A 22650-nucleotide genomic window follows, 5' to 3' on the forward strand; every position below is an offset into this window, starting at 1 on the left:
ATATAACATTTAATACGTCTGATACTTATTATATTGATAGTGAATACCAAATAATCCCTGCTTTTAAAACTTTCTCCGCAGGAATGCAGCGTTTTCAGAGCCCGCCCGTCTTTTAAAAAGATAAATAAATACTGACATATTAATAAAAAATCTTATTAATTTATCTGCGTCTTTACGGCGTAGTATTTCTATTGCCCCGAAAATCTTTTCTACACAATTACAGTAACTGCTCGTACCTCTAAATCTCTTTTGTATGAAGAAAATGTACCTTCTGCACAGCGCGTACTTATTACGGCTGCTGTGCCTGATCCTTGGGAGTTGTCTCACGCTGCACGCCCAAAATGTAAAGGTTACCGGAACGGTCACCTCAGCCTCCGACAACGCGGCACTTGTCGGGATCTCCATCCTCGTAAAAGGCACCAATAATGGCACTACGTCCAACGCGGCCGGGGAATATGCGATCAACGCCCCTTCCGGCGGAACGCTTGTTTTCTCGTTCGTCGGCTTTGAAAAAAAGGAAGTGCAGGTCAATAACCAGAGCGTGATCAATGTGGTCCTGAAAGAGGATAATCAGCAGCTCAACGAAGTGGTAGTTACTGCGTTGGGTGTTAAGCGTGAGAAAAAGCAGCTCGGCTATACTGTTTCGGAGATCGCTGGTGCTAAAATGGCCGCTACGAACGAGCTGAGCCCCATCAGCGCATTGCAAGGACGCATTCCCGGCGTGCAGATCGACCAGGGTGCTGGCGGGCTCATGGGTAACACCAAAATTCTGATCCGCGGAAATTCTACGCTCGGCGTTAATAATCAGCCCATTTTCGTCGTCGACGGCGTGATTCTCGACAACGACGTGTACGACGGCAGCAGCGGCCCCCGCGACTTCGGAAACTCGCTTAAAAACCTCAATATGGAGGATTTTGAGAGCGTTTCGGTGCTCAAAGGTTCGGCAGCCGCGGCATTGTACGGCACCCGGGCAATCAATGGGGTGATTCTGATCACCACCAAGAAAGGCGCTCAGCGCAAAGGCATTGGTGTGAGCGTTTCGCAGACTTTCAATATGCAGAAACCCTATCGCGGGCCCGATTTCCAGAACGAATATGGCGGTGGTACAGTAGGCGCATTCTTCACCGACACCCGCGACCCGAACTACAAACCGGACGAAAGCTGGACCACCAAGGTCTTCCCAACCAATGCGCAGGGCCAGCCCTATATCGACCGGCAAATGAACCGCGAGCTGGAAAACTGGGGCCCGCGCTTCGCCAATCAGCAAGTGGTTGATTACGACGGCAAAATGACCACTTACCAGGCCTATCCAAACAACTACCTGGATGCATTCCAGACAGGAAAAGGCAGCCTGACGAACGTGGCGATTGATGGTGGCAACGAGCGCTCTACGTTCCGATTCTCCTACAACCGCGTCGACAGCCGGGGTATCAATTTCAAAAACAACCTCGATAAGAATGCATTCAACCTGCGCGCGACCCAGAACCTGAACAAATTCCTCGTGGCCGACGTCACCGCCGACTACACCACGACGGAAGGTACCAATCCGCCCTCGCTCAGCCTGAACAACTACATCTGGATTTTCCCGCGCAACTACGATACCCGATACTGGATGCAGCGTCAGAATTACCTGGGTTACAAAGGCGGATTGCGGAACGTGAGTGACGTGAACGAGCCGAATCTCGTCCCGGGCGCCGATTACTGGTTCAATATCTTTGAAAATAATTATAGCCAGCGCGAGCAAATGGTGCGGGGGCGTCTCGCGCTGACTGCCACCGTCACCGACTGGCTCAAATTGCAGATCGAAGGCAATTTCAACAACCTGTACACGAAGAGCGAAATCAAGGAGCTCGGCCAGGGCGTGAACTTCACCGGCGGCCGCTACGGGCTAGGGCATTCGACGAAGCAAACAAACTTCATGAAATGGCTCGCGATTTTTAATAAACCCATCACCAAAGACCTGGATTTCAACGGCTACATCGGTGGAGAATCGCAGCAATACAGCCTGTCGTTCAACAATGCAGAAACGGTAGGCGGGCTTTCGTACCCCGGTAACTTCTTCCTGGCCAACTCGGTGCAATCGCAGAAATCGGAAGGAGGGATCAAGACGCGGCGTTCTTATAAGTCACTGTATGCCAGTGCAGATTTCGCATGGCGCGAGCAGCTTTTCCTGCAAACAACCTGGCGTGGCGACTGGTCGTCGGCGCTGACCTATTCCAATGGGTCGGGCAACAACTTTTACAATTATCCTTCCGCCAGCTTGTCCTGGATTTTTACACAATCCTTCCATTCGTCCCTGCCTAACTGGCTCAGCTATGGAAAGTTGAGGGGAAATCTGGCAGCGTTGGGCGGCGATATCGAGCCGTTTCTGCTCAACCCGGGATTCAAGTTCGGAGGCTATACCAATGCCGGAGGCTTCGGCGACCAGGCATTGTCGACATTCAGCGCGCAATCGACCTTGCAGACCAATATCAAGCCCCTGCGCAAGATCGCTAAGGAGATCGGTCTGGAAGTGAAGGTGTTGAACAACCGGCTGGGGCTCGATTTATCGGTATACCGCGATAATTCCCGCAACCAACCGATCCCGATTTCTGCGGCCATTGAAACGGGCGTGAACAGCATTCTGATCAACGCAGGGAATATCCAGAACACCGGCATCGAGATCGCGCTCGACGCAACGCCGATCAAAATCGGTGCCTTTTCCTGGAACAGCACTGTCACATTCTCGCGTAACCGCAACAAAATCATCGAGTTGTATGGCGACCGCGAGTACTATGCCCTGGCCGACGAATCGGGAGGCGGTAACGACCTCATTCCTTACGCCAAAGTGGGCGGCACTTACGGTGTGATCCGCACCAAAATTGCCGCGGCGCGCTTCCAGGGGACCGATGCGAACGATCCGCGCAACGGAATGCCGATCCTATCGTGGCGCGGCGACGCCCGCGCCGCTTTCCCGGCGCGCAGCAACGAATGGAAAGACGTGGGGGATATCAACGCCAAATTCCGTGGCGGGTGGGATAATACATTCTCTTACAAAAGGCTGTCGCTCAACGTATTATTCGATGCCAAGATCGGCGGCGATATGATCATCACTTCGCTCCGCTATGGCACACACACGGGTGTTTTCAAAAATTCACTCCAAGGCCGCGACGCCGATCACGGCGGAATCGTCTTCCAAAGCAAGTTTGACGGCAAAACCTATGACGACGGCATTCTGCCCGAGGGCGTTTTCGCGGCAGGACAAACGATCACGCAGCCTGATGGCTTCAATGTGAACGTCGGCGGGATGACTTTCAGGGAAGCTTATGAAAAAGGCCTGGTCGAACCGACCCATTTGCCGCAATACAACTACCGCTACGGCTCATTCTCGACCGCTGTTGGCGACTACTGGATTTCGGAAAACTCGTGGATTTCGCTGCGCCAGGTTTCGCTCAGCTATCAGTTCCCTCAATCGCTTTGCGAGAAAATCAAGCTTAATGCATTGTCGGTCAACCTCGTAGGACGCGATTTGCTTTACCTGTACAACACATTGCCGCTGAATTTCAACCCCGCCTCAAACTTCTCGAACAGCACCGCGGTGCAGAAAGAGGTCGGTTTTATTCCGCCGATGACCCGCGCCCTGGGTGTTACGCTCCGTGCTGCATTCTGAATATAACCGACTCTTGTTCAGTCATTTTTTAAAGAAATTTCAAATGAAAAATATACTAACCAAATGCGCCGCCGGTACCGTCCTCGCCACCGGCCTGCTGTGGGCGACTTCCTGCGAGAAGGATTTCGGCGATATCAACACCGACCCGAGCATTGTGATCACACCGGATCCCAAGTTCCTTTTTACCCACTCGCTCAACAGCCTCGAGTCCTACCAGGGTACCGAATGGATCTGGGAAAACCTGGAACAGCTCCTGCGCTTCTCGCAACACCTCACCACCGACCCCTACGAGCTTTCGACCAATATCAACTCCCGGTATTCGGCTTACTACACGAACATCCTGCCCAATCTGGTAGAGATTCGCAAGCAAATCGATATGAAATCGGATAAGGAGCGGTTCCGGAACATGCGCGCCGCTACGTACATCGTGGGCGTGCTGCACGGGCTGCGCGTGACGGACATGAATGGCTCGATACCTTACACCCAGGCCATTAAAGCCCGTGATGAACAGAACTATACACCCGAATATGATACGCAAAAGGCCCTTTACGACACCTGGCTGGCCGAATTGAACGAGTCGATTGCTGCATTGAGCGCCGGGTCGGAAGACCAGGAAGGCTTCGGTAATGCCGATATCATTTACCACAGCGATTGGGTGAAATGGGTGAAGGCGGCCAACACCCTGAAATTACGCATCGCATTGCGCTATGAAGGCCAGGACAAAGCCAAAACGCAGCAGATTTATAAGGAAGTGGCCGACAATGCCATCGGCCCCGTTGTGGAGGATGCCGACCAGTTTGCCTACCTCGATCCGGATTGGGGGCCTGTCGGCGGCGATGTCGATTACCGGAGCACGCGTTTCGCAACGAAGTCGATCATGACATTCCTGAAACAGACCAAAGATCCGCGGCTGGCGATCTATTTCAGCCCCAACGACCTGACGAAGAATGCGTTGGATACGCTCAAAAAGTACAACCAGGCATTGCCGGCGTTCATTGATCCGGCAGATCCGCAGATCCGCTTCCAGGGCGGCCCTGCGGACTGGACGACTAATCCGACCGTCGCACAGTACTACAAAAACCCGCTCAATGCAGGCAGCAACAAGTACGTGGTGATGTCGACGATCAACAAAGTATTCTTCGCGCCCACCCGCAACGGAGGCAAAGGCACATTCCAGGGTTACATGATCACGAGCGCAGAAGGCTGTTTCTACATTGCCGAACTGATTCAGAAAGGCTACGGAACGGGTTCGAAAATCACGGGTACTGCCGAGGATTGGTATAAAAAAGGCATTGCGTCGTCGATGCGCACGATGAACTCCATCGCGCAAGCGGCGTTGTCCACCACCGGGCTATCCGCCAATGCGGACGCTGAAATTGCCGCCTACCTCGCCCTTCCGCAGGTAAAATTGAACGGCACCAATAATCTGGAACGCATTTACATTCAGGAATACCTGAACTTCATGCGCCTGCCGACGGAGGCATTCACATTCGTGCGCAGGACGGGTTATCCCAAAAACAGCTCCACGTATTATCCGCGGGACGCGTTTAACGAGGCCATTCCGCGCCGCTACTGGGTCGATGAGCCGCCGCTGGGCACCAACAACGCCAACTGGCTCAAAGCACAGACAGAGCAAGGATTTACGCCCAACGACCGTACCGCCGCCACGCTGAACAGCCAGCGTCTGTGGTTTGATAAAAACAATCCGGCATTCGGGCAGGGAATTTAGAGGGAGTAAAAAACTCCCCTACCGCTTGCATTTCTCCGAAACGTTCCGCACCTTTGTACTGTAATAATAAAAGTTACAGTATGAACAGCGGTCGTTTCGCCATTTCGGTACATATCCTGACATTATTGACGTTCTCGGAAGATGAATGGACGTCGTCGGAATACCTGGCGGGGAGTATTAACATCAATCCGGTGCTTGTGCGAAAAGAGCTCAGCAACCTGCGTGAACGCGGCCTGGTACTCAGTAAAGAAGGAAAATCGGGCGGAAGCAAGCTGGCAAAACCTGCGGGCCAAATATTTATGTCGGAGGTATATGAGGCTGTAAAACAAAAGGATCTGCTGGGAAAAGGTATCAACTCCCCTAACCCGGCTTGTCCTGTTGGCCGCAAGATTAACGACCACCTCGACAGCCTTTATGACGATGCAGAAAAGACGCTGCTCGCCAGTCTCGGAAAAGTATCGCTGGCCGAGTTTTGTGATAAGTTCAACTGATTTTTTTAATTAAAACTGTAACATTTATTATTTCAGATTAGAATATCCATCTTAAAAACAAATACTTATGAAAATTGCATTGATCGGCGCCACCGGATTTGTAGGCACCCACGTTTTGAAAGAACTTGTTTCCCGCGGCCACCAGGTTACAGCCATTGCCCGCAATACCGATAAAATCGACACCAGCAGCGAACTGGTTACAGCCAAAGCTGCCGACGTAGCGAATGCTGACGAGGTTGCGGCCGCCGTAAAGGGCCACGACGCCGTAATCAGCACGTTCAACGCAGGCTGGACGAATCCCAACATCTACCATGACTTCCTTGCCGGTGCAAAGGCCATTCAGGCGGGTGTGAAGCAGGCTGGTGTAAAACGTTTCCTGACCGTAGGCGGCGCGGGAAGCTTGGAAATCAAGCCGGGGTTGCAGTTGGTGGACACCCCTACTTTCCCCGAGGCATATAAAGCCGGTGCCACAGCAGCCCGCGATTACCTGAATTTCCTCAAAACGGAAACGGAGCTCGATTGGACTTTTCTAAGCCCTGCCATAGAGATGTCGCCCGCACATCCGGGTGAGCGCACGGGGAAATACCGCACCGCACTCGATACGCCGGTGTTCGATGAACACCATCACAGCAGGCTGTCGGTAGACGATACGGCAGTCGCCATTGTCGACGAGATCGAGCAAGGCAACTTCATCCGGAAGCGGTTTACAGCAGCCTATTAGTAGCATACTTATAAACCGAATACTTCATATAAACAGTATTATCAGATTTATATTAATAATACTGTTTATACATTTTAAAAGTACTATAAGTATAATTCATATAATACTTTAAATTTCCTACCGAATACAAAAAGTCTGATACTTTACATTTTATGAAAAGTATCAGACTTTTTGTACTTATAGAAAGTATACTATGGATAAATGGTAAATACTTTTAATTCATACTGTAATAAAAAAAAGTATTTAAAGTACCTAACTTTCGAACCTCACATAAGTGCAATTCTTTTAATACTTATAATATGTTTAATATTTATATATATTTTAAAAGTATTCAATATATCAAATGTATATACTTATAAAATACATTGATTACCAACCTTTTAAACCGGACAATAATTCTCATCAACCGGTTAAAACTGCCATACCCACTGCCACTCATTTTTTCGCCCTCGCAGACCGTCAATCGACCGCTGTCCGTATTAGCGCCGATTTTTGACTAATTTTGCATTCCTAAAACCTGTCAAAATCATGGCTATAAATGAAGCATTGTCAGCAGCAGATGAACTTGCCAAGCTGTCGTCACACACCTTAAAAGAAAAAACCGGACGCAATTGGCCGGAATGGATCGAATGGCTCGATAACCTTAAATCAGACGGAAGAGCGCACAAGGATATCGTCGCGCTGCTGGAAGATCACGTTGAAAACACCTGGTACCGGCAAAAAATCGCGCTGGGTTACCGCGAAGCCATCGGGCAGCGGCAGCTGGGGGAGCTCCTGTCTGGTTATGAAGTAGGCATTTCCAGGACGTTCCCTATCCCGGTTCAGAAAGCGTGGGAGCTCATCGCTTCGGAAGCAGGGCTATCCATCTGGCTCGGCCTGCTCGTCGATGGCTGCATCGGCATGGGCGAATCGTTCAAAACGCAGGACGGTATCATCGGAATTATAACCGTCCTGGCACCAGGTTCGCATTTCCGGGTGGCGTGGAGGCCCGAACACTGGCGTTACAATTCAACATTACAGGTACGCGTGGTGGGCAGCAAAAGCAAGAGCGCCGGTAAAAGCGTCATCAGTTTTCATCATGAAAAGTTGCCGAGAGCTGCCGACCGCGATGCAATGAAAAGGCACTGGCAAGAAAAACTATCCGATCTGGCTGAAATAATTAAGGGAAAATCAGGTTCTTTGTAGCCCGATTTTACAGCCACCAATTATATAACCTGATGAAGTTCCGTGTTGCCGGCCTATTATTACTTTTTATACTTTTAAGCCATTCAAACCTTTTTGCCCAGCGCTTCCTTATGGACCTTGTGGATACCACAAACCAAATGGGAAAAGGTATGCTCTCCATTTATGAGCGATATAATCGTGTGAGAATCAGCGGGTATATTCAACCACAATTCCAGGTTATTTCGAAAGAGGGAGCCGAAACCTACGCGGGCGGGAACTTCTCCGGCCTCTCAAATAACCGTTTCATGCTCCGCCGCGGGCGCTTGCGTGTGGATTACGCGCACCTGAACAAGAACGACGATCCGACCTCATATTTTGTATTTCAGTTCGATGGTACCGAGCGCGGTGTGGCCATCCGCGACTTCTGGGGCCGGTTTTATGAGAACAAGTTTAAAATATTCGCATTGACGACCGGGATGTTCGCGCGGCCGTTCGGGCACGAGGTGAACCTCTCGTCCGCGAACCGCGAGTCGCCCGAGCGTGGGCGCATGTCCCAGATCCTGATGAAGACCGAGCGCGACATCGGTGTAATGCTGACCGTTACCAGCCGCAAAACTCAGGAATGGCACCAGAAACTGAAATTTGACCTGGGTGTTTTCAATGGCCAGGGCATGTCGGGACCGATGGATTACGACAGCCACAAGGATGTGATCAGCCGGCTGAGCCTCAAACCAACCACAATCCGCGCATTGGGTAACGCAACGTTGTCCGCCGCGGTATCAGGCTACGCGGGCGGCATTGTGAGCCAGTCCGATATCCTTTATAAAACGGAGCGCCGGGGCGGCGAGTACCAGGCAGTGCGCGATTCGGCAGCGGCCAATTTGCACAAGACGCGGCCTCGCAACTACGCCGGGGCGGACTTCCAGCTATCGTTCCCCAACCGGAAGGGTGAAACCGAGTTCCGAGCCGAGTATATCAAAGGCCAGCAAACCGCGACTTTCGGTACCAGTGAAACGCCCGGTACCTACCCGGTCACCAATGGTATTAAAGATCCGCTTTATTCCCGCAATTTCGACGGTGCGTATTTCTATTTCCTCCAACACCTCGGCAGCCTGGATCACCAGTTTGTGCTGAAATACGACTGGTACGACCCCAACACCAAAGTTTCGGGCAAGCAGATCGCCTCCGACAAGGGTTTCGGCAAGGCTGATCTTCGGTATAACACCCTGGGAATGGGCTATGTATACATGGCGAACGAATCGCTGAAATTCGTATTCTACTATGAGTTCGTGCGGAATGAAAAATCGGCGCTGGCGGGTTACGAAAGCGATGTTTCGGACGATGTTTTCACTGCCCGCGTACAATACAATTTCTAGCTTCCGAAGCGCTCGGACAGAATTTTCCTTCGGTAAGCAAAAATCGTATTCACTTCCCGGTTCACGATCATCCGGTCTACCAAACTTCCCAAAATGCCGAAAGGCACCTTATAATGCAGAATATCCTCCATCAGTACCCCGCCGTTTTGTTCGGTGAAGCGGTGCTGATGGTGCCAGAATGCATATGGTCCGAAGCGCTGCTCATCTACAAAATATTGTTTTTCAACCACATGCGTAATCTCGGTGCACCACTTCAATGGTATGCCGAAAAGCGGCTTCACAATGTACCGGATAATTTGTCCTGCGTACATCTTCTCGCCATGGTAGGATGATGTCACTACAAACCCCATTTGTGCAGGGGTAATTTCCTTCAAATTCGAAGGGTTGGAGAAAAAAGCCCAGGCCTCATCGAGGCTGATAGGTAACCATTGTTTAAAATATAGCTCGCGCATGTCAACTCATTTGCCCTAATATACGTTAAATACCCAGCCAGCGATCAAAATCCGCGCCGCGGAGGCCGGGCCGCGCAGGCCGGACAGGTCCAAGCCCTTTGGCACAGTTTTCTCAGCATTTATCACAGTACTAACTCCGAATAACATGAACAGAAAACAGCTCGCAACCACAACCATTTCTATCCATGCAAGCCCTTCTGCGGTTTGGAAGGCATTGGTAGAGCCCGAACTCGTCAAAAAGTACTTTCATGGCACGGAAATGCGCTCGGATTTTGAAATCGGAAGCCCCATTACCTTTGAGGGTGAATGGCAAGGCCAGCATTATGTCGATAAGGGCGAAATCCTGAGGATCACGCCCGAACGCGAGCTAAGCTACTCGTTCTGGAGCCCGCTGTCGGGCACCGAGGACTTTGAGGATAATTATACGCATGTGACCTTCCACTTGTCGGACTACCACGAGAATACAACGCTGGTAGTGACCCAGGATAACCTGGAAGATGACGATGCCGTCGTGAAAGCGGAAGGGAATTGGTTACACGTGCTGCACGAGCTGAAAAAGGTTGTGGAGGAAGAGAGGCTGCACGTTCTTTGACGGTATTAAATACAAAACCCGTTCCGCTTATGAAGAACGGGTTTTGTATTTTTCAAAGTTTCATCGAGAGAGCGATCCGCTTTCTACTCAGGTCTACTTCGGTTACTTTTACGGTGACGTGCTGCTGCAACTTCACCACTTCGTTCGGGTCCTTCACAAATTTGTCGGCCATCTGCGAAACGTGAACGAGCCCATCCTGCTTCACCCCGACGTCGACGAACGCGCCGAATGCGGTGATGTTCGTCACGATACCCGGGAGTATCATCCCCACTTTCAAATCTTCCGGCTTCCTCACGGAGGCATCGAACTCAAACTTCTTCATTTCCGCACGCGGGTCACGCGAGGGTTTTTCCAGTTCGGCAAGGATGTCCTTCAAAGTGGGCAAGCCCACCGAGGCCGACACATACTTTTCAATTTTGACCTGACGCCGCAAATCGGGTTTTTGCATCAAATCCTTCACCGTAGCCCCGGCATCTTTGGCCATTTGCTCCACCAACTCGTAGCGCTCCGGGTGTACCGCACTGTTATCCAACGGATTATCCCCGTTCTCAATGCGCAGGAAGCCCGCGGCCTGCTCAAACGCCTTGGCTCCGAGGCGAGGAACTTTCAATAATTGCTGCCTCGATTTGAAATTTCCGTTTTTAGCACGAAAATCCACGATATTCTGCGCCAGAGCGGGTCCAAGGCCCGAAACATAGCGCAACAAATGCTTGCTCGACGTGTTGAGATTTACGCCTACGGAATTCACGCAGCTTTCTACGACTACATCCAAGGCATTTCGCAATGAATTTTGGTCCACATCGTGCTGGTACTGGCCGACGCCGATCGACTTCGGATCGATTTTCACCAGCTCCGCCAACGGGTCCATCAAGCGACGCCCAATCGATATCGAGCCGCGGACTGTCACATCCTTATCGGGAAATTCCTCCCGCGCGACTTCCGAAGCGGAGTAAATGGACGCCCCTTGCTCGGATACCATGAACAGTCCGATCTCCGCCGACCGCCCCGAACCATCCAGCAGCTTCTTCACGAAATCCTCCGTCTCGCGTCCCGCTGTACCATTACCAACGGCGATCGCTTCGACTTTGAACTTCCTGATGAGCTCGCTGATCCTCGCACCTGCTTCCGAAGGTTTATCGAACGGGTAAATAACATGGTCGGCAATGAGGTTACCCTGGCTGTCGAGTACCACCACCTTACAGCCCGTGCGGTAGCCCGGGTCGATGGCCAATACCGTTTTCTGGCCCAGCGGCGAGGCCAGCAGGAGCTGCCGGAGGTTTTCGGTGAACACCTGTATCGCCGCCACATCCGCCTTTTCTTTGGATAGATTAGCAAATTCCGTTTCTATCGACGGCTTCAACAACCGTTTGTAGCTATCGCCGATCGCCAGTTCGAGCTGGTCTTTGCAAGCCTCTGTACCGAACATAAACAGCCTGTCCAATGCTTCCAGCGCCGTGTCTTCGTCGGGCGAAATATCGACACTCAGAATGCCTTCTTCTTCGCCTCTGCGCAGCGCGAGCAGCCTGTGTGAGGGTATTTTTGCCAAAGGCTCCGAAAACTCGAAATAATCGCGGTATTTGGCGCCTTCCTCTTCCTTCTTCTTCTTGACTTTGGAAGTGACAATGGCCCCGCGTTGGAATGTGTAACGAATTTTGGTCCGCGCGTCCTGGTTTTCGTTGATCCACTCGGCGATAATATCCCGCGCGCCTTGCAATGCGTCACCGGCATTCGCCACCTGATCGTTCAGGAAACCGGCTGCTTTTCCTTCCGGGTCGCGTTCCTTTCCTTCGAAAATGAGCTTGGCAAGTGGTTCCAGGCCTTTTTCGATGGCGATCGTCGCGCGGGTTTTCCTCTTTTGTTTATACGGAAGGTAAAGATCTTCAAGCTCGGTCATGGAGAACACGCCCTCAATTTTCTTTTTCAGCTCGGGCGTGAGCTTGCCTTGCTCTTCGATGCTTTTTAAAATGGCCTCCCGGCGCTTCTCGACTTCCTGCTGCTTCTGCCATGCCTCTTTGACTGCGCCAATCTGGACCTCATCCAGCCCGCCGGTCGCTTCTTTGCGGTACCGCGCGATAAACGGCACCGTAGCGCCTTCCTCGAATAACGCGATGGTATTTCTCGCCTGCTTGTCGCTGACGCCCGCCTGTTGTGCAATAAGGGTGTAGTTCATGTTTACTAATGAAATTGGAAACGGCAAATAAAGCGGATATTCACGGTTTTCAAAACTAAAATTAGAGACGAAGCATCGTACGCATTTTACCGTTTATATTTGGCATAATTTAATCCTCATACCTAACCCCTTATCAAATGAAGTATCTATTCGGAAAGCCGCTGGCTATCCTCATCGTCGTGCTCAGCATAATTTCCGCCGCGCATCCGGCCTCCGCACAGAAGAAGGCCAAATTCAAAGTAATCGCCTTTTTTACAGGCAAAAATGACCGGGCACACATCAGTTTCGTCGGTGAAGCCCATAGACGTTTACCCCAACTCGGTGAGAAAAACGGGTTTACCTATGATTCTACCAGCAACTGGGACAACCTCAATGCCGGGTTCCTGTCGAAATACCAGGTAGTGCTCTTCCTGGACACGCGCCCGGAGAAGCCCGAACAGCGCGCGGCGTTTCAGCAATATATGGAAAACGGCGGCGGCTGGATCGGCTTTCACTTCGCCGCATTTGCATTGACTCCCTCAGCTTACCCGCAGAACTGGGACTGGTACCACGATCAATTCCTTGGCTCTGGGCAATACAAAAGCAACACCTGGCGGCCTACTTCGGCTGTTTTGAGGGTGGAAAATGCCCAAAGCCCCGCTACCAAAGGGTTGGGTTCTACTTTCAAAGCTTCCCCCAACGAATGGTACCGCTGGGAGAAGGATTTAACACAAAATCCCGACATTCAAATTCTGCTGTCCATCGATCCGTCGAGTTTCCCGCTGGGTACAGGTCCGAAGCAGCATGAAATCTGGCATAGCGGCTATTACCCCGTCGCGTGGACCAATAAAAAGTACAAAATGCTTTACATGAATATGGGCCATAATGACATCGATTACGAGAATAAAACGAACAAGGAATTATCGTTTACCTTTGATAACGACGCGCAGAACCAGTTCATCGTGAACTCGATCCTCTGGCTCGCCAACCGCAAAAAGTGACCGACCATGGAAGAAAGGCAGACCCGCAGTTTCGATAAAGGCCAAATGACCGGCACCACCTGGCAATGCGACGGCATTTTGCTCGGACATACCGTTTCGCGGTTTACGGAGTTATCGGGTTTCCATTCCAAAAGCGCCAATACCGACGTGGTCCGCATGCATTTTGGCTTGAAAGGCGACTATATGTTTACCTACAATCAGCTTGGAAAGACATTCGACCTCGTCGGCGGGCATCATAACATCATGTATTCAAGGGAGTTTGAAATGACGGTTCAGGCCAAAACGCTTGAAATCGAGACCTTCGGTATTCAATTTCCCAAAGATGTTTTTATTCAGTTTACACAAAATGCCAACGATGCCCTGAAACGCTTTTCGGAAGCTATTATCTTGGGCAAGAGTGCGATCCTGACCGAGAGTTGGGGAACGATCGACTCGCCTATCCAGCAGGTGATCCAGCAAATCATCCACTGCAAGTATTCCGAAAACCTCAAAAAGCTATTTCTCCTTTCCAAAAGCATTGAACTCCTCGTGCTGTGCGCGGACGCCTGCGAGGCCTCCGAGCGTAAAACAGAGACGTTTATCAAAACCAAAACCGACAAGGAGAAGATTATAGCCGTCCGCGACCTGATCAACGAACGGGTGCATTGTCCGCCCAATCTTTCGGAGATAGCGCATCACGTAGGCCTGAATGAATACAAGCTCAAAAAGGGTTTCAAGGAGACATTCAACAATACCATATTCGGCTACCTCACCGACCAGCGCCTGCAACTCGCAAAACAATACCTGCTGGATACGCAGCAAACAGCCGCAGAGATATCGATGCAGCTCGGTTACGCCACGCCACAGCACTTCAATAATGCCTTCAAAAAGAAATTCGGCATCACTCCCTTTTCGGTTAGAAATAATCCGTAAAACGCAATGGGGCGGCGGCTGGTGTGCTGTAATATTGTCATCCGGAGCCGCCGCCGACCGACCGCCGACCATGGACCGCCGACCAAAGGCAACGGACCATTGACCATAGACGATGGACGATCGAAGAGGTTAGTTAGCAACGGATAGCTATTGTAATGGTCCATGGTCCATGGTCGATGATCGATCGTCGATGGTCAGCGACGAAGTCGCATAAAGCAATCGGCGGTCCGCGGTCAGCCGTCGGCCGTCCACAAAACATCGTTCACTAAACAGCAAACCGAATGCAAACTCCACTCATCATCCAAAACGAAATCACCATTGATGCGCCCGCGGCACGTGTATGGGACGCGCTCGTAAATCCCGAACAAACCAAGCAGTATATGTTTGGCTGTGAGGCACTTTCCGACTGGAATGTCGGCAGCCCGCTGCTCTGGAAGGGCGAGCACGAAGGGAAAGAGATTATCTGGGTCAAAGGGGAAGTACTGGAAATAGACCCGGGGAAGTTTCTCCGCTACACCACCATCGATCCGCATTCAAACATCGACGATATATCCGACAACTACCTTCAAGTAACGTACGACGTCATTCCACAAGGCGAAAAGACACTTTTGAAGGTCACGCAGGGTGATTACAGCACCGTTGCCGAGGGTGAGCGCCGCTACCAGGATTCTTACAACAACGGTGAGGGCTGGAATCCGATCCTGGTAGAGATCAAGAAGCTGGTGGAAGCGCAATAGTATAGCATTCAAGTCAACAAAAGAGGGTTACCGGCTTTCGGTAACCCTCTTTTGTTCAGGGATTTTGTGACTCGATTTCCCCCACCTCATCTTCATCAGTCGGCTCAGCAGGCTGATCCTCGTCAATCCTCGAACCGGTATTGACCTCCGGCGCGTCGGTTCCTGGCACGTCGGGCGTTGGGTTCAGCGGGCCGGTTTCCCTTGGCTTTTCGGGATAACTTGGCGAAGGCGGCTGGTCGTCAGGCATTTCCGCGACCGGGAAAGCCAATACATACTCGTTCTGAAAGTCCATGGTTTTTGTTCGTTGATTTTTTGAAATCGGGAAAAAACCATGCCTTCGCGAAATTGCGGAACTACTTGACTGCATTTCACGCTTTCACCGGAAAAGCATTTCATCAACTATGGCAGTACTCGTCGTTCTGATCGTCACTTTTTTGGCCAGCCTGGGCATTACCTGGGCCGGTTCGGGCGAACCGGCCTACATTTTAAGCGGCAACATTGCGATGTGTGCGATGCTGCAATTCACTGCATTGGGCCATTTCAAATTTCCGGAAGGTATGAGTAGGATGATCCCGCCATTTGTCCCTTTCAAAAAGACGATGGTTTTGTTAACCGGCCTGATAGAAATCGCGGCAGGTATTGCACTGCTTTTCCCGGCCACGCGCCATGCAGCGGGGATCTTCCTGATCCTCTTCTTCATTGCGCTGCTACCGGCCAACATTTACGCGGCCAGCCAGCACCTCGATTACCAGAAAGGCACCTACGACGGCAAAGGTCCCGAATATTTGTGGTTCCGCATTCCTATGCAGGTCTTTCTGATCGCCTGGGTCTGGTATTTCGCCGTTCAGCCGGCAGTATAATCCTATTTCCGTTCGAGGAGCGCCATGTAGAACCCGTCGAAACCGTCGCGTGCAGGAGAGGTACGGTGCTCGGAAACAAACCGCCAATCGGCCTTATGGCGTTTAGTAAATGCCTTTACCTGTTCCTCGGACTCTGATGGCAGTACACTGCACGTCGCGTACACCATCTTACCGCCTTTCTTGACCATTTTGGAATAGTTTTCCAGGATATCCGCCTGCACCTTGCGAATCTTTTCCAGAAACTCGGGTTTGAGCTTCCATTTGCTGTCGGGGTTTCTTCTCAACACGCCCAACCCGGAGCACGGCACGTCGAGCAACAGGCGATCGGCAGTTTCCGACAGGTTGTTGATGATTTTCTCGGAGCTGATGAGCATGGTCGTAAGGTTGGTAACGCCATTTCGGGCGGCCCGGCGTTCGAGTTCCTGCAATTTGTGGTGCTCGATGTCCATCGAAAGGATTGAACCGGTATTACGCAGCAATGCGGCCAGATGGAGGCTTTTCCCGCCCGCGCCCGCGCAGGCGTCGATCACTGACATGCCCGGATGTACATCGAGATATGGCGCTATCAGTTGCGAACCGGCATCCTGGACCTCGAAAAAGCCGTTTTTGAAGCTGTCAAGCCCCGACACGTTGATACGCTTTTTGAGTACCAATGCATCGGGCACACCTGCTACCGTTTCGGTAATGTCTGGCCCCAGCTGCTCACGTACCGCAGCCATATCCGTTTTCAGCGAATTGACGCGCAAAACTACCGGTGCAATCTGGTTAAGCGCCGCCAGCTCCGCAGGCCATTCCTCCCCGATCTCCGATTCCCCGATCTGGTCGATCCAGTCAGGTATCGATTGCGCAATCTTGCGGATTTTCAGCCCTTCCTGATAGCGCTCGATGACCGATTGCCTGTCTATCCCTTCAAATTCGGGCCATTCTGGCAGGGTTTCCAATGCCTCGCGGCCTTCCAGCTGTAACGGTTTGATCAGTTGCCATGCACCTGCCAGACGCCAGAAATCGTCGCCCTCGGAGGCCTTCTCCACATGAGCAGCGTATTTCACCAGCCGCCACCACCGTACGATTTCATACACGTTCTCGGCAATGAAAGCGCGGTCGCGGGCTCCCCATTTTTTATTGGATTTCAGCAATTGCTCTACGACGCGGTCGGCTTGCCGGTTTTTCACAAAAATATCCTGCAATGCCTCAACGGTAGCGGCAACAAGTCCTTTATAAAGTTTCAAAATTTCAGTTTCCAGGTAAAACAAGAAGACAAAATTGGCGATGGATCGGCTGGAATGCAAATGCGGGCCCCACCAACCGCCAACCAGGATCAATAGATGTTCTGCGGCAGACTAATCTCAAAGTTGGTCCCGATACCCGGCTCCGAAGTAATGCTGATCCTCCCGCCCAGGCTGTCGACAAGGCGCTTCACCAGCGCCAGCCCAAATCCGAAGCCCTGCTCGCCGCTGGTACCATCGGTAGACGATGCATTACCTGACAGAATCGACTGAATGTTCTCCTCGCTGATCCCTACGCCGGTATCACGCACCGAAATTTGCAGCACAGGCCTCGCCTGGTCGATCAGCAGGTGCAAATCCACCATCACCTCGCCGCCGGCAGGCGTGAATTTCATGGAATTGGAAATCAGGTTACCGGTAATTTGAAGCAGTTTGTTTTTTGAAAAATGTATATTCTCCGTCAATGGACTTGTTTGTACCTGAAATCGAATGTTTTTGTGCTTGCCCTGCGGTCCATATAGCTTTTCGAGCTTATCCTTGAAGATCATCAGCGTAAAGCCCTGTCCATTCGCAGCGCGCGGTGCGTTGACATCCGTTGACTTTTCGCGATGCGAGTCGAGTATTTCCTCGGCGAGATCGAGAATGGAGTTGCCGCTTTTATGGATCAGGTTAATAAATTCCAGCACCTCGTCCATCCGGTTTTGCTCCCCCTGGTCGCGGATGATCTGGGCAAGTCCGACAATCCCGCCCAGTGGCCCACGTATGTCGTGTGCCACCTTTTTCTGCGCCTGCCCAGCCTCCAAAAGTCTCGATTTCAGGTTTTCAAGCACCTTGTGCGTTTTCAGGCGTGCGACAATCTCATCCGCAATAATTTTCAGAAGCTCTATTTTCTCGGGTTCGAGTGTTTTACGTTCCTGATCGAGCACACACAACGCTCCGATTTGCAGCCCTTCACTCGTCCTGAGCGGTAAACCATAATAGTATTTTACTTTGGGCTCACCGGTGACGTAAAATTTGTCCTTAAAACGCGCGTCCTCAGTCAAGTCCCCTACCTCGAAATGGTCGGATTCCATAATGGTATATTGGCAGACAGAATCTTCGCGCAGCATTTGTTCGATATCTAAGCCATAATTCGAGATGGTCCACTGGGTAAGCGAATCGAGCAGGTTAACGAGCGATATTCTCGTGCCTGTAACCTTGGCCGCCAGCTTGGCCAAATCCTGAAATGTAACCTGGTGATCCGAATAGTCGATATCCAACTCTGAGAGCGCCAGCAAACGTTCCATTTCATTGACAGGCACAGGCGCATTGGGTGTACTCATAGGTAAATGCAGTTTATATCCAATTCTACAAACATTAATGTAAAAAGGGAACTAATTCTATAAAAAAACAATGCCGAAATCCGCCTACCCGAGCCGGAGGAGGTGAGTAAAATCACCGATGGATACAAATTTCTGCGCGGAATAACTTTTGCAGTATACCGTCCTAAGACACCGGCATATTGCCACCCGGGTATAGAACGCAGCGGCAAGCCCGCGCGGCCATCTTGGAATAATTCTGTTTCGTATTTTGAGGAAGTGTCGTATATTGTCACACCAACAATCGGAAATAATTGGACTTAATCCCGCATACAAGAGTAGATCAAAACGAGTTAACAATGTTAAGTGACAAATCTATCATTGTTAAATAAAAAACCATTGATAAAAATATTCACTTCGGCTAAAATTTCGCAGGTTTGATTTTTGCAACACTTAACACAGTAAAGTTTTAGAAATTTTAAACTTGCATATTTTCAAGGCTCTCAAAACAGAAAACACCAACCCGAGGGACACCATTAGAATGTATAAAATACTTTTTACTATATTTTTTTTCGTGAGTTTCAACCCTGCCGGATCACAAATTATCGTCGCAGATAAGATCGTTGGCGAGTGGATCAATGAAGAAAAAGATACCCGAATCGAAATTTATAAAACCGGGGAAGAATATTTCGGCCGCCTGCTCTGGTCGGAGGATCTCTTTGAAGCGGATGGAAAAACGTCCCGGAAAGACACGCGGAATTCCAACGAGAAACTGCGCACGCGGAACCTGCTCCATGTGAACCTGCTAAACAACTTCGTCTTTAGCGAAGACCTTTGGGACAACGGTAAAATGTACGACCCCAAGAGCGGTAAAACCTACAATTGCCTGATTAAACTACGGAAAGAAAAACTCGAAGTAAGGAGCTACGTGGGCATACCGCTGCTGGGCAGAAGTACCTACTGGGACCGAGTGCCCTGACCTCCCCTACCCTGCGGCCGAACGTTACTATACTCGCGGAAAGGACATTTTAGGCCTCCAAAATGAATACAAACCGGGCTGGCCGTGTTATGCTTCAAATCACGTATTTATCGTATGAAGCATTTCAAACTCGGCGTCCTCGACCAATCCGTCGTCAGACACGGATCGACAGTCAGCGAAGCCATACAGGAAACCATTGCCACTGCAAAGCTGGCCGAAGAACTTGGTTACAGCCGTTTCTGGGTTTCCGAGCACCATAATTCCACTTTTATTGCCGGTTCCGCCCCCGAAGTTCTGATGGTCAAACTGGCGGATGTGACGAGCCATATCCGGGTCGGATCGGGCGGGATTATGCTCCCCAACCACAGCGCATTGAAGGTAGCGGAGAACTTCCGCATGCTCGAAACGCTCTACCCGGGCCGCATCGACCTCGGTATGGGCCGCGCCCCCGGTACCGACCGCATTACCTCGTCGCTCCTGAACCCATCCAACGATTTCAGCGAAAGCAGCTACCTGCGCCAGCTGGAACATTTGCAGCATTTTTTCAGGGATACGGCTGGCACCGAGCGAGGGTTTATATATGCTACCCCGCAGTCAACAACTATTCCCGAACAATGGATATTGAGTTCGAGCGGCGGCAGCAGCAACATTGCGGCCCGTTTTGGAATGGGTCTGGCCGTGGCCAAGTTCATCAACGGCTTCGTAAAGCCCGATGTCGTAGAAGAATACAAACGCAATTTCCGCCCGTCGGACCAGCTCGAAAAACCGAAAGTGATCATTTCCGCATTCACCCTGTGCGCCGAAACCGAAGAAAAAGCGGCCTTAATGCGCAAGATGATGGACTACGTGCTGGTGGAGTTCGAACGCGGCAAGTTCGGGCCGTTCCCCGACCCTGAAACGGTACGAAAATACCAGTTCAATTTCGGAGAGCTCGACCGGATCAAATACAACAGCGGCCGGATCGTTTCGGGTACGCCGGAGTCGGTGAAGGAGCAGCTGACCAAACTGGCCGTCGACTTCGAAGCGGACGAGGTAATGGTATCGACCATGGCCGATACTTTTGAAAACCGTATCAAATCCTTTCAACTGATTTCGGAAGCATTTAATTTGAGAGAACCGGTTCTTTAAACTTAATTTGTGCCGGACATTCCTTCACCGACACTCATGAACCGTTTCGACCGCATTACAGCCATCCTGATCCAGCTTCAATCCCGCAAAATTGTCAAAGCCCAGGACCTGGCCGAGCGCTTCGAGATCAGTTTGCGGACGGTGTACCGTGACATTAATTCGCTCGCGGAAGCGGGCGTACCCATCATAGGCGAGGCAGGCGTCGGCTATTCCATTATGGATGGCTACCGCCTGCCTCCTGTTATGTTCACCAAGGAGGAGGCGCGCACATTCATCACCGCCGAGAAGCTGATGGAGAAATTCACCGATTTCTCTACGCAATCGCATTACCAGGCGGCGATGTACAAGATCAAAGCCGTGCTGCGCAGTACCGAAAAATCGATGGTGGAAAACCTTGAAAACCACATTGAAGTGCGCAGCCGGCCACGGGCATTTCACCAGCCCAACAGCAACACGCTCGATATTCTGCTCAACAGCATTTCGGAGCGCAAAATTGCGAAAATCCTCTATGTGGCGCTTAGTGCCTCCGAGCCCGTGGAGCGGGTCATCGAGCCGGTGGGTATTTACCATGAAAACAACTATTGGTATACCATCGCCTTCTGCCACCTTCGTAACGACTACCGCAATTTCCGCTCCGACCGCATCCTGCAATGCGACGTTACGGATCGTCCGTTCCAGCACAAACATGCCCCACTGAAAGACTTCATGCACGACAGCTGGGAGAACGACAACATGCGTCTCGTGCGGGTGCGCGTAAACAAGCGCGTGGCGCGCTACATTCGCGAGCAACGAAGTTACTACGGCTTCGCTTCGGAAACCGAGCATGACGATTACATTGAAATGACCTTCCTCAGCGCATCACTCGAAGGCTTTGCCAGGTGGTACATGATGATCGCCCCCGAGGCCTGCATTATGGAGCCCGAGGCACTCAAAACGATCGTGCGGCAGCTTTCTGAAAAAATTCTGGAAAATCTCAATCACTGACGATTCCTACTGACACAGGGCTGTCACAAGCATCAGTTTTCTTTGTATTGCACTTAAACAAAGAAGCTATGTCAGCCACAATTGAAATTCCGACCGCAGAAAAAAGTTTGGCCTACGCGATGAAAAATTTCGCAGATTACAACCATTGGGCCAACTGCACTTTGGTGAACTGGTTGCGCACAAAACCGGCCGAAATCCTCGAAACGGAGCTGAAATCGAGCTTTACGACGATCCGCGTGACGCTCATCCATATCCTTGAAACGCAGCGCTACTGGTTCTCGGTCCTCAATCCGGAGAGCAATTATAGCGGCCAGGATTTCGATGGAGACCTCGACTCGACATTCGATACGCTTATAGCGCAATCTCAGGAGCTTGCAGAATACGTTGAAAGCCTCTCGACCCAACAAATTCAGCAGGAGACGCTTGTGGAGAGCCCATGGTTCCAATGTAACTTCCCGAACTTCGAATACATCATGCACGTCGTGAACCATACTACCTACCACCGCGGACAGATCATCACGATGGGCCGTAACCTGGGCTTCACCGACGCGCCCATGACCGATTACAATTTTTACAACGTCATGGCTAAATAAATTGGCAGTACAGGAAACCCGCAGCCACCGGTTTTTGTAATGCTGTTTATGAAACACATCCACATACTGGGCATTTCGGGCAGCCTGCGCGCCGACTCCACCAATACCATCATCCTAAAAACCTTGGGAAGCCTTCTGCCTTCCGACACCACTTTTGAAATCTTCGAAGGCCTGGACGAAATCGCGCATTTCTCTCCGGGCCTTCCTGATACGGAGCCCGTGGCCCGCCTCAAAGCCGCTATTGCAAAAGCAGACGCCGTGGTGATATGCACACCGGAATATGCATTCGGGGTGCCGGGCACGCTCAAAAACGCCCTGGACTGGACCGTCGGCACAGGCGACCTGAACGACAAGCCGGTGTCGGCTATCAGCGCCTCTCCGCTCAATTCGGGTGGAAACAATGCCCTCGCTTCACTTTTGCTTACCCTGACTGCGTTAGGCACGAAAAAAACCGACGCCTGTGCGCTCTCCATTCCGAACGTCAAAGGGAAAATTACGGAAGGCCGTGTAACAGACGCACATACGCTCAACGAGCTCAGAATACAATGCACCAATCTGCTCAGCCTGATCGGAGGCTGATATCTCCTTATCAAAATCCAATTTATTATC

General features: G+C 51.1%; 21 protein-coding genes. 16 read left to right on the forward strand and 5 right to left on the reverse strand.

Annotation, left to right across the window (positions count from 1 at the left end; all coding sequences use genetic code 11):
• Positions 1 to 253: 253 nt before the first annotated feature.
• From CLV60_RS25270 to CLV60_RS25295, 6 genes are all read left to right on the forward strand, one after another.
• Positions 254 to 3649, forward strand: coding sequence for a SusC/RagA family TonB-linked outer membrane protein (locus tag CLV60_RS25270; protein WP_106598181.1), 3396 nt, complete (start codon positions 254 to 256; stop codon positions 3647 to 3649).
• A 43-nt stretch (positions 3650 to 3692) separates the two neighbouring features.
• On the forward strand, positions 3693 to 5378 hold the full coding sequence (locus CLV60_RS25275; protein ID WP_106598182.1) for a SusD/RagB family nutrient-binding outer membrane lipoprotein: 1686 nt from the start codon (positions 3693 to 3695) through the stop codon (positions 5376 to 5378).
• 80 nt (positions 5379 to 5458) lie between these two features.
• Positions 5459 to 5869 carry an Rrf2 family transcriptional regulator gene (locus tag CLV60_RS25280; protein ID WP_106598183.1) on the forward strand — a complete coding sequence of 137 codons (411 nt, stop codon included), beginning with the start codon at positions 5459 to 5461 and terminating at the stop codon, positions 5867 to 5869.
• Positions 5870 to 5936: 67 nt separating this feature from the next.
• Entirely contained in the window at positions 5937 to 6590 is a 654-nt protein-coding gene (locus CLV60_RS25285; protein ID WP_106598184.1) for an NAD(P)-dependent oxidoreductase, read from the forward strand.
• Positions 6591 to 7118: 528 nt separating this feature from the next.
• On the forward strand, positions 7119 to 7775 hold the full coding sequence (locus tag CLV60_RS25290) for an SRPBCC family protein (RefSeq protein WP_106598185.1): 657 nt from the start codon (positions 7119 to 7121) through the stop codon (positions 7773 to 7775).
• A gap of 149 nt (positions 7776 to 7924) precedes the next feature.
• Positions 7925 to 9130 (forward strand): putative porin, encoded by a 1206-nt coding sequence (locus CLV60_RS25295; protein WP_229211125.1) that lies wholly within the window; start codon positions 7925 to 7927, stop codon positions 9128 to 9130.
• On the opposite strand, the gene CLV60_RS25300 is transcribed toward CLV60_RS25295, so the two are convergent.
• Positions 9127 to 9582, reverse strand: a complete 456-nt coding sequence (locus CLV60_RS25300; protein WP_106598187.1) for an SRPBCC family protein — start codon at positions 9580 to 9582, stop codon at positions 9127 to 9129. The two genes, CLV60_RS25295 and CLV60_RS25300, sit on opposite strands and share 4 nt — an antisense overlap.
• A 145-nt stretch (positions 9583 to 9727) precedes the next feature.
• Here CLV60_RS25300 and CLV60_RS25305 point away from each other — a divergent pair, with 145 nt between their 5' ends.
• Complete coding sequence (locus CLV60_RS25305) at positions 9728 to 10174, forward strand: SRPBCC domain-containing protein (protein ID WP_106598188.1); 447 nt, start codon at positions 9728 to 9730, stop codon at positions 10172 to 10174.
• A gap of 52 nt (positions 10175 to 10226) precedes the next feature.
• Here the strand turns inward: CLV60_RS25305 and CLV60_RS25310 are convergent, their stop codons facing one another.
• On the reverse strand, positions 10227 to 12344 hold the full coding sequence (locus CLV60_RS25310) for a Tex family protein (protein WP_106598189.1): 2118 nt from the start codon (positions 12342 to 12344) through the stop codon (positions 10227 to 10229).
• 137 nt (positions 12345 to 12481) lie between these two features.
• On the opposite strand from CLV60_RS25310, the gene CLV60_RS25315 reads away from it, so the two are divergent.
• From CLV60_RS25315 to CLV60_RS25325, 3 genes are all read left to right on the forward strand, one after another.
• Positions 12482 to 13324, forward strand: a complete 843-nt coding sequence (locus CLV60_RS25315; RefSeq protein ID WP_106598190.1) for a ThuA domain-containing protein — start codon at positions 12482 to 12484, stop codon at positions 13322 to 13324.
• Between the two features lie 6 nt (positions 13325 to 13330).
• Positions 13331 to 14236, forward strand: a complete 906-nt coding sequence (locus CLV60_RS25320; RefSeq protein WP_106598191.1) for a helix-turn-helix transcriptional regulator — start codon at positions 13331 to 13333, stop codon at positions 14234 to 14236.
• A 281-nt stretch (positions 14237 to 14517) separates the two neighbouring features.
• Positions 14518 to 14973, forward strand: a complete 456-nt coding sequence (locus tag CLV60_RS25325) for an SRPBCC domain-containing protein (RefSeq protein ID WP_106598192.1) — start codon at positions 14518 to 14520, stop codon at positions 14971 to 14973.
• Positions 14974 to 15028: 55 nt separating this feature from the next.
• On the opposite strand, the gene CLV60_RS25330 is transcribed toward CLV60_RS25325, so the two are convergent.
• Positions 15029 to 15265 (reverse strand): hypothetical protein, encoded by a 237-nt coding sequence (locus tag CLV60_RS25330; protein WP_106598193.1) that lies wholly within the window; start codon positions 15263 to 15265, stop codon positions 15029 to 15031.
• Positions 15266 to 15374: 109 nt separating this feature from the next.
• Between CLV60_RS25330 and CLV60_RS25335 the strand changes: the two genes are divergently transcribed.
• A complete protein-coding gene (locus tag CLV60_RS25335) occupies positions 15375 to 15833 on the forward strand; it encodes a DoxX family protein (RefSeq protein WP_106598194.1) in 459 nt (152 codons plus the stop codon).
• A 2-nt stretch (positions 15834 to 15835) separates the two neighbouring features.
• On the opposite strand, the gene CLV60_RS25340 is transcribed toward CLV60_RS25335, so the two are convergent.
• Together CLV60_RS25340 and CLV60_RS25345 are read right to left on the reverse strand one after the other, a co-directional pair.
• Positions 15836 to 17062, reverse strand: coding sequence for an RsmB/NOP family class I SAM-dependent RNA methyltransferase (locus tag CLV60_RS25340; protein ID WP_106598370.1), 1227 nt, complete (start codon positions 17060 to 17062; stop codon positions 15836 to 15838).
• An 89-nt stretch (positions 17063 to 17151) separates the two neighbouring features.
• Entirely contained in the window at positions 17152 to 18381 is a 1230-nt protein-coding gene (locus tag CLV60_RS25345; RefSeq protein WP_106598195.1) for a sensor histidine kinase, read from the reverse strand.
• A 550-nt stretch (positions 18382 to 18931) separates the two neighbouring features.
• On the opposite strand from CLV60_RS25345, the gene CLV60_RS25350 reads away from it, so the two are divergent.
• The 5 genes from CLV60_RS25350 (at position 18932) to CLV60_RS25370 (ending at position 22620) form a co-directional block, all read left to right on the forward strand.
• Complete coding sequence (locus CLV60_RS25350; protein WP_229211126.1) at positions 18932 to 19336, forward strand: DUF2147 domain-containing protein; 405 nt, start codon at positions 18932 to 18934, stop codon at positions 19334 to 19336.
• A gap of 114 nt (positions 19337 to 19450) precedes the next feature.
• Entirely contained in the window at positions 19451 to 20464 is a 1014-nt protein-coding gene (locus tag CLV60_RS25355; protein ID WP_106598197.1) for an LLM class flavin-dependent oxidoreductase, read from the forward strand.
• Positions 20465 to 20500: 36 nt separating this feature from the next.
• Positions 20501 to 21448 (forward strand): helix-turn-helix transcriptional regulator, encoded by a 948-nt coding sequence (locus CLV60_RS25360; RefSeq protein ID WP_106598198.1) that lies wholly within the window; start codon positions 20501 to 20503, stop codon positions 21446 to 21448.
• A 68-nt stretch (positions 21449 to 21516) separates the two neighbouring features.
• Positions 21517 to 22041 carry a DinB family protein gene (locus tag CLV60_RS25365; protein ID WP_106598199.1) on the forward strand — a complete coding sequence of 175 codons (525 nt, stop codon included), beginning with the start codon at positions 21517 to 21519 and terminating at the stop codon, positions 22039 to 22041.
• A 48-nt stretch (positions 22042 to 22089) separates the two neighbouring features.
• Entirely contained in the window at positions 22090 to 22620 is a 531-nt protein-coding gene (locus tag CLV60_RS25370; RefSeq protein ID WP_170118864.1) for an NADPH-dependent FMN reductase, read from the forward strand.
• Positions 22621 to 22650: the final 30 nt, after the last annotated feature.

The sequence above is a fragment of the Dyadobacter jiangsuensis genome (assembly GCF_003014695.1).
GTDB lineage: Bacteria > Bacteroidota > Bacteroidia > Cytophagales > Spirosomataceae > Dyadobacter > Dyadobacter jiangsuensis.